We start from the raw sequence: 14,518 nt of genomic DNA on the forward strand, positions 1-14,518 counted from the left end.
ATTAAATATAAATAAAAACAAATGATTTTACCAATTGTAGGATACGGTGATCCTGTTTTAAGAAAAGTAGGGCAGGACGTTACACCAGAATATCCAAACCTAAAAGAAACGATCGCAAATATGTACGAGACGATGTACAATGCGTATGGAGTTGGACTTGCTGCACCGCAGGTTGGGCTTCCAATTCGTTTGTTTGTTATAGACACAACGCCTTTTAGTGATGATGAGGATCTTCCTTCAGAGGAACAAAAAGATTTGAAAGGCTTTAAGAAGACTTTTATCAATGCTAAAATCGTTAAAGAAGAAGGAGAAGAGTGGGGATTTAATGAAGGCTGTTTAAGTATTCCAGATGTGCGTGAAGACGTTTACAGAAAACCAACTGTTACAATCGAATATTGTGAAGAAGATTTTGTAATGAAAACGGAAGTATTTGACGGATTAATCGCAAGAGTTATCCAACACGAATACGATCATATTGAAGGAATTTTGTTTACAGATAAAATATCATCTCTTAAGAAGCGTTTAATCCAAAAGAAATTGAAAAATATTACTGAGGGAAAAACGTCTCAGGAATATAGAATGAAATTTTTCGCAGCTAAAAAAGCAAGGTAAGTTTTCTAAATAGTTAGAAACAAAAAATAAATCAAATTCTTAATACTAATTTTAATAAAAATGAATTTAACGAAAATTTTAGCCATTTCAGGAAAACCAGGTTTATACGAATTAAAAGTACAAACTCGTACAGGTTTTGTGGCGGAATCATTAATTGATGGGAAGAAGATTACTGTAAATCTAAAAAGCAATGTAAGTTTATTGTCTGAAATTTCGATTTATACTTATGAAGGTGAAAAACCGTTAACTGAAGTAATGCAGCAGATTGCCGTTAAAGAAAATAAAGGACAAGCTATTTCTCATAAAGAAGATAACGCTACTTTGTCTGCTTATTTCAAACAAATTCTTCCAGATTACGACGAAGAAAGAGTTTATCCATCAGATATCAAAAAAGTATTAAATTGGTACAATACGCTTCAAGCAAAAGGATTAGTTACAGACTTAGCTCCTGCAGTTGAAGAACCAAAAGAAGAAGCTCCAGTTGCTGCAGAGAAACCAAAAAAAGCTCCAGTAGCTAAAAAAGCAAAAGCTAAAAAAGAAGAATAATAGTTTTTCTTTAAACATAAAATAATCCTGTTAAGATGTTTTCTTGACAGGATTTTTTAATTTTACAGAATCGAGTTTAAATCAAAAGAAAACTTCAAAATGAGCAGAGAAAACCAGTTAAAAGCATTTGAGAGATTATTGAATATCATGGATGAACTTCGTGAGCAATGTCCATGGGATAAAAAGCAAACTTTGCAGACATTGAGACATCTCACAATCGAAGAAACCTACGAGCTGGGCGATGCTATTCTGGATAATGATTTAAATGAAGTTAAAAAAGAATTGGGAGATTTACTGCTTCATATTGTTTTTTATGCCAAAATAGGTAGCGAAACCAATGATTTTGATATTGCTGATGTCTGTAATGAAATCTGCGAGAAACTAATTCACCGTCATCCTCATATTTATGGAGATGTAAAAGTAGAAAATGAAGAAGAAGTAAAACAAAATTGGGAAAAACTAAAACTGAAAGAAGGTAAAAAATCTGTTTTAGAAGGTGTGCCAAGAAGTCTTCCTGCTTTAGTGAAAGCGAGCCGAATTCAAGATAAAGTTAAAGGAGTAGGCTTTGATTGGGAAGAACCTCATCAGGTTTGGGATAAAGTTCAAGAAGAATTACAAGAATTGCAAGACGAGGTAAAATCTGGAAACCAAGATAAAATCGAAGACGAATTTGGAGATGTTTTGTTTTCTATGATTAATTACGCAAGATTCTTAAATGTAAATCCAGAAGACGCGTTAGAAAGAACCAATAAAAAGTTTATTAAGCGTTTTCAATACTTAGAAAGTAAAGCAAACGAATTAGGTAAGCCATTAATGGATATGACACTTACAGAAATGGACGTTTTCTGGAATGAAGCTAAAAAACTCTAGTTGTCGGCTAATTTCTTTAAAGCGCGAACGTCTTTAAGCATAATTTTTTTACCAACCAATTCTATTAGCCCCAATTTATTAAAATCAGATAATAAGCGAATACAGCTTTCTGTTGCTGTACCAATAATTCCTGCAAGTTCTTCTCTTGTTAGCTGAACTTTAAGTGTTTTATCAGTGTCTTCTCCAAACTCATCATGTAATTGCAGTAAAGTTTCGGCAAGTCGCTGTTTAACGGTTTTCTGTACTAAAGCAATTTTTTCGTTTTCAGATTCTTTTAAATCTTCGCACACAGACTGCATCAGATTTAATGAAAACTGATTGTTGCTGTTAAAGAAATTGATGATTTCAGTTTTAGGAATAAAACAAACCTCCATGTCGGCAATCGCTTTTGCAGTCAAATTTGCCGGCTCGTTACTAATCATCGAGCGCTGTCCAAGTAGTTCACCAGATTTAACTAGTTTTACAATTTGATCTTTTCCGTTTGCACTCAATTTTGAAAGCTTACCAACACCATCTTTTATACAAAAAACGCCATTGGTTACTTCGCCTTCTTCAAAAATGGCTTCACCTTTTTTAATCTTGTAAGAGGTTTTACTGCTGGCTAATTTAATAACTTCTTCTTTGTTAAGGGCTTTTAATGAGCTTAGCTGACGTACAATGCATTGATCACATTTGTTCATGACAATATTTGTTTGCTGCAAAAATAAGCATATTTAAGGGTTTTAACCACCATAATAAGGTAAAATTATTATAAATTAGGGTTTACTCTCGTTGGAGCTTTTTATTTTATAAATTTAGGAATCCGATTTCAAAATAACATGATAATTGTCATCTTAAAAATTACGCTTTAATTGGAAATTTGCAACAAATAAAAACAAGTTTATGAGGGAGCAAAGTTGTTTTCATTGTGGTTTAACTATTGAACAAAATGAAGAAATTGATTTTGATGATAAAAAGTTTTGTTGCACAGGCTGTAAAACAGTTTACGAAATTTTCAGCATCAATGACCTAACATCTTATTATGATTTTGAAAAGTCTCCAGGCGCCACTCCGCAAGACATCAAAGGAAAATATGATTTTTTAGAAAATGAAACCATACTAGCAAAGGTTTTGGAATTTCAGGAAGGAAACACTTCGATTGTTTCGCTCAATATTCCGCATATCCATTGCAGTTCTTGTATCTGGATTTTAGAAAACCTAAATCGTCTTCAGCCAGGAATTAGTACTTCTCAAGTTAACTTTCACGAAAAGAAAGTTAGAATTACGTTTAATTCAGATGTCGTTTCTTTAAAAGAAATTGTTTATCGTTTAAGTTCTATTGGTTACGAACCTTATATAAGTCTAGAAAATTACGGAACAGCAAAGGCAAAGGTAGACAGGAGTTTAACGTATAAACTTGGAGTCGCATTTTTTTGTTTTGGAAATATTATGCTGCTTTCATTTCCAGAATATTTCGAAATGAAAGAATTCTGGTTGGATAGTTACAAGCCGTTTTTCAGATTACTGATTTTTCTTTTAGCATTACCAAGTTTCTTGTATTCGGCAAGCGGGTATTATATTTCTGCCTATCATAGCATTAGAACTAGAATGCTTAACATTGATATTCCGATTGCTTTAGGTATTATCGTGATGTTTATTCGAAGTACATACGACATGCTAATGGATCACGGTCCAGGATTTTTTGACAGTTTAGCCAGTTTAGTATTTTTTATGCTTCTTGGTAAAATGTTTCAAATTAAAACGTATAGTTTTTTAAGCTTTGAAAGAGATTTTAAATCGTATTTTCCGATTGCTGTTACTAAAATTAATAAAGATGCTACCGAAGATAATGTCGCTATTTATGATGTTTTAAAAGGAGATCGATTATTGATTAGAAATCAAGAGCTTATACCCGTTGATGGAATTTTAATTAGCGAAAGTGCAGAGATAGATTATAGTTTTGTTACAGGAGAAGCAGTGCCAATTACTAAAAAGTCTGGAGATAAAATATTTGCAGGAGGGAAACAGATTGGAAAAGTAATAGAAATGGAAGTATTGCATTCTGTTTCACAAAGTTATCTGACTCAGTTATGGAGTAACGAAATTTTTCAGAAGAAAGTAGATCAGAAACACAAAACCATAACAGATGCAATAAGCCGATATTTTACCCCTATTTTATTACTAATTGCATTTGGTGGTTTTGGTTATTGGATTTTTATTGATGCCAATACTGCTTTTAATGTTTTTACAGCCGTATTAATTGTAGCTTGCCCTTGTGCATTGGCTCTTACGGCTCCGTTTACTTTTGGAAATATATTGCGAATTTTAGGAAAAAAGAAATTTTATCTGAAAAACGCGATTGTAATCGAACAACTTGCTAAGGTGGATACGATTGTTTTTGATAAAACAGGAACAATTACAACGAATAAAAAATCGAATATAATGTATGAAGGAAATGCTATTTCGGATTCAGATATTGTATTGATTAAAAATGTATTGCGAGGATCAAATCATCCATTAAGCAGAATGCTGTATGATTTTCTGCCAGAAGCTAAACGTGTCGCTGTAGAAGAATTTCAAGAGATTACAGGAAAAGGAATTTTGGCAATTGTTGACGAAAAAGAAATTAAAATTGGTTCAGGACAATTTGTAAATGATATAGTTGTAGATGGTTCGGAAATTGAAAAAACAGCATTGCATATCAAAATAGGAGGGAGTTATTTTGGGAAATTTACTTTTCAAAATCAATATCGTGAAGGTTTAGAAAAACTTTTTGAAGATCTGAGTAAAGCTTATAAAATCAAAGTGCTTTCTGGAGATAATGATGGTGAGAGAGCTAATTTAGAAGCGATTCTTCCAAAAGGAACTGAGCTGATTTTTAATCAGAAACCAGAGCAAAAACTCGAATACATAAAAAACCTTCAGGAAAATGGTCAAAATGTAATGATGGTTGGTGACGGGCTGAATGATGCTGGAGCGCTCGCGCAAAGCAACGTCGGGATCTCTATTTCAGAGAATGTAAATGTCTTTTCACCTGCATGCGATGCAATTCTAGATGCAACAGAATTTTCACGTTTAAACTACTTTTTAAAGCTCTCACATAAAGCGATTTCTATTATTAAAATGAGTTTCGGACTTTCATTGCTTTACAACGTTGTCGGGCTCGCATTTGCGGTTACAGGAAACCTACTTCCATTGGTTGCTGCGATCATTATGCCGTTGAGTACAATTACTATTGTAAGTTTTGTCACTTTTATGTCTAACTATTTCAGTAACGGAAATTTAGAATGATTATAAATTATATAATAAGATTTTTTTTATAAATTTAACATATCTTTTTGTTTATGATAATTATCATATTTTATGCGCCCTTAACGAAGTAATTTTGTTAATATAAATCTAAGGTATGAGTGTTATTTATCTATTAATTTCAGTAAGTATTTTTGTGGCAATCTGTTTCTTTATTGCCTTTATCGCAGCTGTCAAGTCTGGACAGTACGATGATGATTATACCCCTTCAGTCAGAATTCTTTTTGATGACGAAACCAAAATTAATTCCCAAAATAATAATTCACCAATCGAAGAAAAACAAGTATAATTATGGAAATGGAACAGTTTTATTACGACAACAAAATTGTAAAAAAATTCATTTACGCCACAATACTATTTGGTGTTGTGGGTATGTTAGTGGGACTTACCCTTGCGGTAATGTACCTTTTTCCCAACATTACAGATGGGATTTCGTGGCTTAGTTACGGCCGTTTGAGACCGTTACACACCAATGCAGTTATTTTTGCCTTTGTGGGTAATGCTTTCTTTGCTGGTATGTACTACTCGCTACAAAGATTGCTAAAAGCCAGAATGTTTAGTGATTTTTTAAGTAATCTTCATTTCTGGGGATGGCAGTTAATTATTGTAGCAGCCGCAATTACACTTCCGTTAGGTTATACTTCTTCTAAAGAATATGCAGAGCTAGAGTGGCCAATTGACATTGCAATCGCTTTAATTTGGGTGGTAATGGGAATCAATATGATTGGAACCATGCTGCGTCGTAGAGAGCGTCACTTGTATGTTGCAATCTGGTTTTATTTAGCAACATTTGTAACGGTAGCAGTACTTCATATCTTTAATAATATAGAAATTCCAGTTTCAGCATTAAAAAGCTACTCTGTATATGCAGGTGTTCAGGATGCGCTTGTGCAATGGTGGTACGGGCATAATGCGGTGGCATTCTTCCTTACAACTCCTTTCTTGGGATTAATGTACTATTTCGTTCCAAAAATTGCAAACAGACCTGTTTATTCTTATAGATTATCTATTATTCACTTCTGGTCTTTAATCTTTATATATATCTGGGCAGGACCTCATCACTTATTATATTCTGCATTGCCAAACTGGGCTCAGAATTTAGGGGTTGCATTCTCAGTAATGTTAATTGCTCCATCTTGGGGAGGTATGATCAATGGTCTTCTTACGTTAAGAGGAGCTTGGGATAAAGTTCGTGAAGAACCCGTTTTAAAATTCTTCGTAGTGGCAATTACAGGTTACGGTATGGCAACTTTTGAAGGTCCGATGTTATCTTTAAAAAACGTAAATGCTATTGCGCATTATACAGACTGGATCGTAGCACACGTACACGTAGGGGCTTTAGCTTGGAATGGTTTCATGTCATTTGGTATTATCTATTGGCTGATTCCAAGAATGACAAAGTCAGAGCTATTCTCTAAGAAATTAGCAAACTTCCATTTCTGGATTGGGACTTTAGGTATTATTGTGTATACAATTCCGTTATATGTGGCTGGTTTCCAACAAGCATCAATGTGGAAGCAATTTAATCCAGATGGTACTTTAACTTATGGTAACTTCCTTGAAACCGTAACGGCTATTATGCCAATGTATTGGATGAGAGCTATTGGAGGTAGTTTGTATCTAATAGGTATGCTGACATTAGTTTATAATATTATTATGACTGTAAAAGCTGGTAATACAATTGAAGATGAATTGGCTCAGGCTCCAGCTTTACAGACAATAAAAAGCAGTAGATTAAGTGGAGAGAAATTCCACTCATGGTTAGAAAGAAAACCAATCCAGTTAACCATTTTAGCAACTATTGCAATTTTAATTGGAGGTATTATTCAGATTGTTCCAACAATAATGGTAAAATCAAATATTCCAACTATTTCAAGTGTAAAACCATATACGCCGTTAGAGCTTGAAGGACGTGATTTATATATCAGAGAAGGTTGTGTTGGATGTCACTCTCAGTCCGTTCGTCCGTTCAGAAGTGAGGTTGAACGTTATGGAGTTCAGTCAAAAGCGGGTGAGTTTGTTTATGACCATCCATTCTTATGGGGGTCAAAACGTACTGGACCAGATTTGTTAAGAGTAGGTGGTAAGTATAATGACAATTGGCATTTTAACCACATGTGGAATCCGCAAAGTACATCTGCGGGATCAATTATGCCAGGTTACAAATGGTTGTTTGATAACAAACCGATGGACATTTCATTGACTCAGAAGAAAATGCAGGCAATGATTTCTTTAGGGGTGCCATATACTCCAGAAGAGGTTGCAAATGCGCAAAGAACATTAAGAGAGCAGGCTGTTAAGATAGAAAAAAACTTAGAAAGCGATCCTGATTTCGTTAAGAGTTATGAAGATAGCCGTAAAAAAGCTGAAGCAAAAGGCGAGAAATTCATTCCAATGAACGAAAGAGAAATCGTTGCTTTGATCGCTTATATTCAAAGACTTGGTACTGATATTAAAGTAAAAGAAACTTCAAAATAACAGCATTATGTTTGAACAAATAAAACACAATATGGAAACAATATCGGGTATAGAAGTTTACCCGATTATTTCCCTCTTAATTTTCTTCTTATTCTTTGTAGGATTAGGCGTTTGGGTATTCTCTTATAGAAAAGAAAAAATTCAAGAAATGAGTAATATACCTTTAGATGAAGGACTTAGTGTAATTACAAAAGATAGATAAAAATGAAAAAGTTTTTCCCAGTATATGTTAGAGTACCGTTGATTTTCTTCATCGTATTTGCTTTGATGGAATATTTTATAGACTCAGGCGATAAGCCAGCTTTTGTAAAGTTCCCAATGGTAGCCCTGTTTTTATTTGTCTTTTTATTTATTCTGATTGCAATCGAAATTACGCTTAGCGCTGTAAATCGAGTGATGTATCAATTGCTATCACCAGAAGAAAAAGCGCAAAAAGAACTTGAAGAAAGTTTAAGCTTCAAAGAAAGCACTTGGTTTAAAAACCTTATGCATAAATTGACTAAAACGGAACCGATTGAGAAAGAAGCTGATTTATTGATGGATCATGATTATGACGGAATCAAAGAATTAGATAATAATTTACCGCCATGGTGGGTATATTTATTCTACATCTGTATCATTTTTGGAGTAATCTATGTAGTTCGTTACGATGTTTTAGGAGCTGATGATCAAGAAATGGAGCTGAAAAAAGAATTAGCTCAAGCAAAGATTGATGTTGCAGAATACATGAAAACAGCACCAGATTTAATGGATGAAAAAACAGTTGTTTTACTAACTGATGCACCAAGTTTGGATGAAGGTAAAACAATCTTTACAACCAATTGTGCCGCATGCCACCGTGCAGATGGAGGAGGTCAAATTGGGCCTAACCTTACAGATGATAAATGGATTTTAGGAGGAGGAATTAAAAATTTATTCCACACTATTACAAATGGAGGTAGAGATGGTAAAGGGATGATTGCTTGGAAAGGAACCCTTAAACCAAAAGAAATACAAAAAGTGGCAAGTTATATTCTTTCTTTACAAGGAAGTAATCCTAAAGACCCAAAAGAAGCTGAAGGAGAAGTTTGGGTAGATGATAGTGCTCCCAAAACAGATGCGGCCGCTGCAGCACCAAAAGATACCACACAAGTTAAAAAATAATTAGAATATCATGTCAAATTTACCAGACGAAGCTTTTAGAGATACCATTGGAACAATAGATGAAGGTGGAAAACGAAAATTTATATTTCCTAAAAAACCGTCTGGTAAATTTTATGATTATAGAAAAATTGTCAGCTATGTTTTGTTGGCAATTTTATTCATAAATCCTTTTATCAAGGTTAATGGGAATCAGTTTATGATGTTCAATATCTTAGAGCGTCGTTTTAATATCTTTGGATTCCCTTTTTGGCCACAGGATTTTTATCTTTTCGTAATTTCAATGCTGATTGGCGTTGTATTTATACTCTTATTTACTGTTGTTTTTGGAAGGATTTTTTGTGGATGGATTTGTCCGCAGACTATTTTTCTTGAATTGGTTTTCCGTCGAATAGAATATTGGATCGATGGAGATCGCGGAGCGCAAACTCGTTTAGCAAAACAAGAATGGAATGCAGAAAAAATTAGAAAAAGACTGATTAAGTGGACTATTTTCTTTCTGATCTCTTTCCTTATTGCTAATGTCTTTCTTGCTTATTTGGTAGGAAGCGACACATTATTTTTAATGATTGAGCAAGGCCCGATAAAACAAGCAAGCAATTTTATAGCGTTACTAATATTTACTGGAGTTTTCTATTTTGTTTTTGTATGGTTTCGTGAACAGGTTTGTATTATTGCTTGCCCATACGGAAGATTACAAGGTGTTCTTTTAGATAATAAATCTATAAATGTTGCTTACGACTTTGTTCGTGGTGAAAAAGAAGAAGGACGTGCAAAATTCAAGAAAAATGAAGACAGAGCATCAACTGGAAAAGGAGATTGTATTGATTGTCTTCAATGTGTTCATGTTTGCCCTATGGGAATTGACATCAGAAACGGAACTCAGTTAGAATGTACAAACTGTACAGCTTGTATCGATGAGTGTGATCATATTATGGAATCTGTTGGACTGCCAAAAGGCCTTATCCGCTATGCTTCGGAAGATGAAATTGCCAAAAAAGAACCTTTTAAGTTTACAGCAAGAATGAAAGGTTATACAGCTGTTCTCTTTATTTTATTGAGTATTTTTGTTGGAATGCTATTTTTAAGAACGGATGTTCAAGCGGTAGTTTTACGTTTGCCTGGTCAGTTGTTCCAGCATAATGGAGAAAAAATTAGTAATGTTTACACGTATAAAATTGTAAACAAAACGATGAAAGATTACAACGATATTCATTTTGAATTAATAGACCAGAAAGGAGAAATTAAAAATGTTGGAAAAAGGCATTTTAAAGTTGCAAAAGAAGGAATTTCTCAAGGAACATTATTCATCGAAATCGATGAAGTTTTATTGGAAAGCGATAAAACAAAAGTAAAAATAGGGGTTTATAATGGTTCTGAACTCATAGAAACAACAACAACAAATTTCTTAGGACCACGTAGTTTTAATTAAAAAATATAGTATTATGAAATTTAATTGGGGAACTGGAATTGTCATTGCATTCGGATTGTTTATGACATTCATTTTATATTTTGTTTTTGAAGTGCAGTCAAATTCTAAATACGATAACGATCTGGTAGTTGAAGAATATTACAAACACGATACGCACTTTCAGGACGAAATGGCAAGGATTCAAAATGCACACGATTTACAGCATAAGCCATTAATAAAATATACTGAAGATGGTGTAGCGGTAATTTTTCCTGCAGGATTTGAAAGTGACAAAGTGAAAGGGAATATTCAATTGTATAGACCTTCAAACAAAAAATTCGATTTTAATACTCAAATTGCTTTAACTAATTCAGAAATTATTATTCCACAGAAAAAATTATTGAAAGGACGCTGGGATGTTAATATGGAGTGGCAGTATGAGGGTAAAAAATATCTCACTAAAGAAGTTATTTACGTAAACTAAAATAAAATGTTATTCTCTGCTTTCTTTTTAGGTTTAATAAGTAGTCTGCATTGTGTTGGAATGTGCGGACCAATTGCTATGATGCTTCCTGTAGATAGGCAAAATGAAGCCAAAAGAGTAACACAGATTATGACATATCATTTTGGTCGATTAACTGCGTATTCAGCAATTGGGTTGATTTTTGGATTGCTCGGAAGAGGTTTTTTTCTTGCAGGATTACAGCAGAAAATGTCAATAATTATTGGTGTAATTATGATTGTCGTGGTTTTGATTCCTGAGAAGAAATTTGCTCGATACAATTTTTCTAAGCCAGTTTATAAAATCATTTCTAAAATTAAAGCGAATTTAGGAAGTCAGTTTAAAAACAAGAGTTATAAATCTCTTTTTACAATTGGTCTTCTAAACGGATTTTTGCCTTGCGGAATGGTTTATGTTGCTTTGTTTGGAGCAATTGCCATGCAGAGTGCAGGTTTTGGTGTGCTTTATATGCTTTTGTTTGGAATCGGAACAATTCCTTTGATGACTATTGTAGTTTATGTAAATACATTGCTTAAACTGCCTTTCAGAAACAAAATTCAAAAGGCAATTCCGTATGTAGCAGTTATAATTGGAGTTTTATTTATCCTTCGCGGATTAGGATTGGGTATTCCTTATATTTCTCCTTCAAACATGAGTTTATTTGTGCAGCAGACTCCAAACTGCCACTAAAAAGATATTTTAAAAAGATTTTATACGGTCATCGAAAACAAATTTGTTTCCGGTGACTTTCTTTTTAGATGTAAATCAAAAGCCATACAAATATTACGTACAAAAGGTCTTCCTTCTTCTGTAATTTTGATTTTATTACTTTCAACAACAATTAAATTATCGTTTTCAATTTCTTTTAAAGCAATTATAACCTCAGGAAGTTCGGCAAAATTTAGAGATTCTCCACTCCAGGAAGTCTCCAATTCACAGGTTAAATTCAGAATGTGTTTTCTAATGATTAGATCTTCAGCGCTCAAAATATGACCTTTTACAACAGGAAGTTGGTCAGACTCTAAAATCTCGTAATATTCCTCTAGACTTTTGGTATTTTGTGCAAAACTATACCAGCTGTCGCTAATAGAAGATACGCCAAGTCCAATCATAACCTGCGTTTTAGAAGCACTATAGCCCATGAAGTTTCTGTGCAGATTTCCATTATGTGCGGCTTTATATAAACTATCGTCTGTTAAAGCAAAATGGTCCATGCCAATTTCATGATAACCGTTTTGAATTAAAAGTTTTTTACCAATTTCATACAGTTTTCTTTTTTCCGAATCTTTAGGTAGATTTTCGTCATTAAAACCACGTTGTCCATTCCCTTTTATCCAAGGTACGTGCGCATAACTGTAAAATGCTAGTCTGTCTGGTTTTAATGAGTTGGTTTTTTCAACTGTATCTATTACATCTTCAATAGTTTGAAACGGAAGTCCAAAGATAATATCGTGTCCAATTGATGTGTAGCCAATTTCTTTTGCCCAAAAAGTTACTTTGGCAACATTATGAAATGGCTGAATTCTATTTATAGCTTTTTGAACAGTTGCAGAGTAATCTTGAACTCCAAAACTTACTCGGCGAAAGCCTAATTCGTAAAGTTTTTTAAGCTGTTCGTAAGTTGTATTGTTTGGGTGTCCTTCAAAACTAAATTCGTGATTTGCTGCTTTCACAGCATTTTTAAAAATTCCGTTTATAAGGCTCTCCAGATTTTCTTTTGAAAAGAATGTTGGAGTTCCTCCGCCTAAATGTATTTCTTTAATAACGGGCTTTTCTGGAAGTAAATCACAATACATTTTCCATTCTTTAAGAACTGCCTGAATGTATTTCTCTTCTACTGAATGATTTTTAGTAATACGTTTGTTGCATCCGCAGAAAGTGCACATGCTTTCGCAAAAAGGCAGGTGAATGTATAAACTGATTCCGTTCTTTGAATTGCTTTCTGAGAATGATTGTTTTAAAGTAGTAATCCATTTTTCTGATGTAAAGTCAGCTTCGTTCCAATATGGAACTGTCGGATAACTAGTATATCTTGGACCTGGGACATTGTACTTTTGTGTCAAAGAAATTTTCATAACGACGGATTTAGTTTTCATCAAAATTAAAACTTAAGGCGAAGACATAAAATGACAAATATCATATAACTTGTAAAAAAAAAGAGACCCAAAATTGAGTCTCTTTACTGAATTAAATAACTAACGTGATATAGAATCTTGGATGATTTTAAGCCATTTTTTCGCAAACTGATGATTTTGATAGACACTAATCTGTTTGATGCGGTCATCATCAAAATCATAGAATGGAATTAATATTTTTTTGGATGTTTCTTTTTCTTGAAACTCGAAATCAATTTTGATAATTGTATCTGAACCAGCATCTGTTGTCGGAATTAATTTGCTGGAAGCAATTGTATTTAAGTCGACATAGGTTGATTCCTGTTGATTTGGATTGAAATTCATCAAAATGAATTTATTGTTTTTCTGATCAATCGTTAAAGTCTTATTATTGATTGATTCTGTCAAATCAAAATCTTCTGGATGATTTGGATTGAATCTTTTCTTGATGTTTAAAATTCTTGATTTACTAGCTGCAGATGAGCGCGCAGAAAAATATACTGGGATAGCGACAATAATCAGAATCACAATACCCATAATGGTGGTAGTAGTTTCCATGATGTTTTTAATGAAATAAATAAATGATATACAAAGCGGTTTTCAGTTTGAAAACGGCTAATTAAGTGCTAGAAGAATAATCTTCTAGGGAAAAATCAAGTATTTATTTACCAGAAAAAATGGAAAGCATAAAGTATGACTGAGACCTTTTTACTTTGAGTAGTAAAGAGTTTAGTATATGCTGTGTTATAAGTAACGGTTTGATGCTGTGGGATTAACGGTAATAGCGTGTCAAAACATTTAATAATTCCGCTAGGATTTGTTTTGATGTTTGCCGCAAACTGATAACTTCCCTGTGGTTGTATAAATGCAGAAGAATCTAAAACGTCTTTACAGAAATTGGTATCCGATTTTTCTGTTTCGATTATGCGTGCAGAAGCTTGGTCTGCCTGATAAGCAAACAATCCCGCTAGCAAAAGCGTAATGAAAATAACGGTTTTACGAATCCAATTCATGCCGGCGAATTTAAGTCATAAAACGCAATTAAAGAAATTTTATAGAATTAATTAACACTCAAAAAAAAGACCCCAATAAAATGGGGGCTTAAGAGTTATTGTTGCATTTTAAAATAGTAATCTGCCGAGTGTTTACCGCTTCCATAGAATAGGAAGAAGATGCAGACAAATAAAATGATTAATGCTAAAACTAAACTTTCGGAGTGCATTTGTCCCATAAAGTTAATGAGAACGGCTCCGAATAAAATTGGTAATTGAGCTGCAATTGCCCATCTGGTTAAAAGTCCAAAAATAATCATTATACCACCAATCATGTGGGCAGGAGCAATGTAATGTAGCATAAACATACCTCCGCCATACTTATCGATAGGGGAAATCAAATCATGCAGATATTGAATATTGGTGACGAAAGAGACACCTTTCATAAATAAAAATCCACCCAAAACAATACGTACTAAATCAACTGGTAAATAAGTGTGCGAATTTGCCCATTTATTCAAACTTTTTACATTTTCCATGATGTTGTGTGATTAAAAATTACATT

The 14,518-nt window shown here is 33.5% G+C and carries 16 protein-coding genes; 11 read left to right on the plus strand and 5 right to left on the minus strand.

Features of this window, described 5'->3' with window-relative positions; all coding sequences use genetic code 11:
• Positions 1 to 21: 21 nt before the first annotated feature.
• The 3 genes from def (at position 22) to mazG (ending at position 2,028) form a co-directional block, all read left to right on the plus strand.
• Entirely contained in the window at positions 22 to 612 is a 591-nt protein-coding gene (gene def / locus SOM12_RS03595) for a peptide deformylase (RefSeq protein WP_250835534.1), read from the plus strand.
• 60 nt (positions 613 to 672) lie between these two features.
• Positions 673 to 1,158 (plus strand): DUF5606 domain-containing protein, encoded by a 486-nt coding sequence (locus SOM12_RS03600; RefSeq protein WP_320492416.1) that lies wholly within the window; start codon positions 673 to 675, stop codon positions 1,156 to 1,158.
• Positions 1,159 to 1,257: 99 nt separating this feature from the next.
• Entirely contained in the window at positions 1,258 to 2,028 is a 771-nt protein-coding gene (gene mazG / locus SOM12_RS03605; RefSeq protein WP_111424177.1) for a nucleoside triphosphate pyrophosphohydrolase, read from the plus strand.
• Here the strand turns inward: mazG and SOM12_RS03610 are convergent.
• Complete coding sequence (locus tag SOM12_RS03610) at positions 2,025 to 2,708, minus strand: Crp/Fnr family transcriptional regulator (RefSeq protein WP_320492417.1); 684 nt, start codon at positions 2,706 to 2,708, stop codon at positions 2,025 to 2,027. The two genes, mazG and SOM12_RS03610, sit on opposite strands and share 4 nt — an antisense overlap.
• A 202-nt stretch (positions 2,709 to 2,910) precedes the next feature.
• Between SOM12_RS03610 and SOM12_RS03615 the strand changes: the two genes are divergently transcribed.
• From SOM12_RS03615 to SOM12_RS03650, 8 genes are all read left to right on the plus strand, one after another.
• Complete coding sequence (locus SOM12_RS03615; protein WP_320492418.1) at positions 2,911 to 5,298, plus strand: heavy metal translocating P-type ATPase; 2,388 nt, start codon at positions 2,911 to 2,913, stop codon at positions 5,296 to 5,298.
• Positions 5,299 to 5,413: 115 nt separating this feature from the next.
• Positions 5,414 to 5,605 carry a cbb3-type cytochrome oxidase assembly protein CcoS gene (gene ccoS, locus SOM12_RS03620; protein WP_095930917.1) on the plus strand — a complete coding sequence of 64 codons (192 nt, stop codon included), beginning with the start codon at positions 5,414 to 5,416 and terminating at the stop codon, positions 5,603 to 5,605.
• Between the two features lie 2 nt (positions 5,606 to 5,607).
• The gene (gene ccoN / locus SOM12_RS03625) at positions 5,608 to 7,794 is read left to right on the plus strand and encodes a cytochrome-c oxidase, cbb3-type subunit I (protein ID WP_095930916.1); all 2,187 of its coding nucleotides are present in this window, start codon (positions 5,608 to 5,610) and stop codon (positions 7,792 to 7,794) included.
• 7 nt (positions 7,795 to 7,801) lie between these two features.
• Positions 7,802 to 7,996 (plus strand): cbb3-type cytochrome oxidase subunit 3, encoded by a 195-nt coding sequence (locus SOM12_RS03630; protein WP_095930915.1) that lies wholly within the window; start codon positions 7,802 to 7,804, stop codon positions 7,994 to 7,996.
• A gap of 2 nt (positions 7,997 to 7,998) precedes the next feature.
• Positions 7,999 to 8,937 (plus strand): cbb3-type cytochrome c oxidase N-terminal domain-containing protein, encoded by a 939-nt coding sequence (locus SOM12_RS03635; protein WP_320492419.1) that lies wholly within the window; start codon positions 7,999 to 8,001, stop codon positions 8,935 to 8,937.
• A 10-nt stretch (positions 8,938 to 8,947) separates the two neighbouring features.
• Positions 8,948 to 10,366, plus strand: coding sequence for a cytochrome c oxidase accessory protein CcoG (gene ccoG, locus SOM12_RS03640; protein WP_320492420.1), 1,419 nt, complete (start codon positions 8,948 to 8,950; stop codon positions 10,364 to 10,366).
• Between the two features lie 13 nt (positions 10,367 to 10,379).
• Entirely contained in the window at positions 10,380 to 10,829 is a 450-nt protein-coding gene (locus SOM12_RS03645) for a FixH family protein (RefSeq protein WP_320492421.1), read from the plus strand.
• A 6-nt stretch (positions 10,830 to 10,835) separates the two neighbouring features.
• Positions 10,836 to 11,537 carry a sulfite exporter TauE/SafE family protein gene (locus SOM12_RS03650; RefSeq protein WP_320492422.1) on the plus strand — a complete coding sequence of 234 codons (702 nt, stop codon included), beginning with the start codon at positions 10,836 to 10,838 and terminating at the stop codon, positions 11,535 to 11,537.
• Positions 11,538 to 11,557: 20 nt separating this feature from the next.
• Here the strand turns inward: SOM12_RS03650 and hemN are convergent, their stop codons facing one another.
• From hemN to SOM12_RS03670, 4 genes are all read right to left on the minus strand, one after another.
• Positions 11,558 to 12,922 carry an oxygen-independent coproporphyrinogen III oxidase gene (gene hemN, locus SOM12_RS03655; protein WP_320492423.1) on the minus strand — a complete coding sequence of 455 codons (1,365 nt, stop codon included), beginning with the start codon at positions 12,920 to 12,922 and terminating at the stop codon, positions 11,558 to 11,560.
• Positions 12,923 to 13,042: 120 nt separating this feature from the next.
• The gene (locus tag SOM12_RS03660) at positions 13,043 to 13,519 is read right to left on the minus strand and encodes a hypothetical protein (RefSeq protein ID WP_320492424.1); all 477 of its coding nucleotides are present in this window, start codon (positions 13,517 to 13,519) and stop codon (positions 13,043 to 13,045) included.
• Positions 13,520 to 13,626: 107 nt separating this feature from the next.
• Positions 13,627 to 13,974 (minus strand): hypothetical protein, encoded by a 348-nt coding sequence (locus SOM12_RS03665; RefSeq protein WP_250835544.1) that lies wholly within the window; start codon positions 13,972 to 13,974, stop codon positions 13,627 to 13,629.
• Between the two features lie 95 nt (positions 13,975 to 14,069).
• Positions 14,070 to 14,492 carry a DoxX family protein gene (locus SOM12_RS03670; RefSeq protein ID WP_095930907.1) on the minus strand — a complete coding sequence of 141 codons (423 nt, stop codon included), beginning with the start codon at positions 14,490 to 14,492 and terminating at the stop codon, positions 14,070 to 14,072.
• Positions 14,493 to 14,518 lie beyond the last annotated feature (26 nt).

It is taken from the genome of Flavobacterium sp. CFBP9031 (assembly GCF_034044945.1).
Classification (GTDB): Bacteria; Bacteroidota; Bacteroidia; order Flavobacteriales; family Flavobacteriaceae; genus Flavobacterium.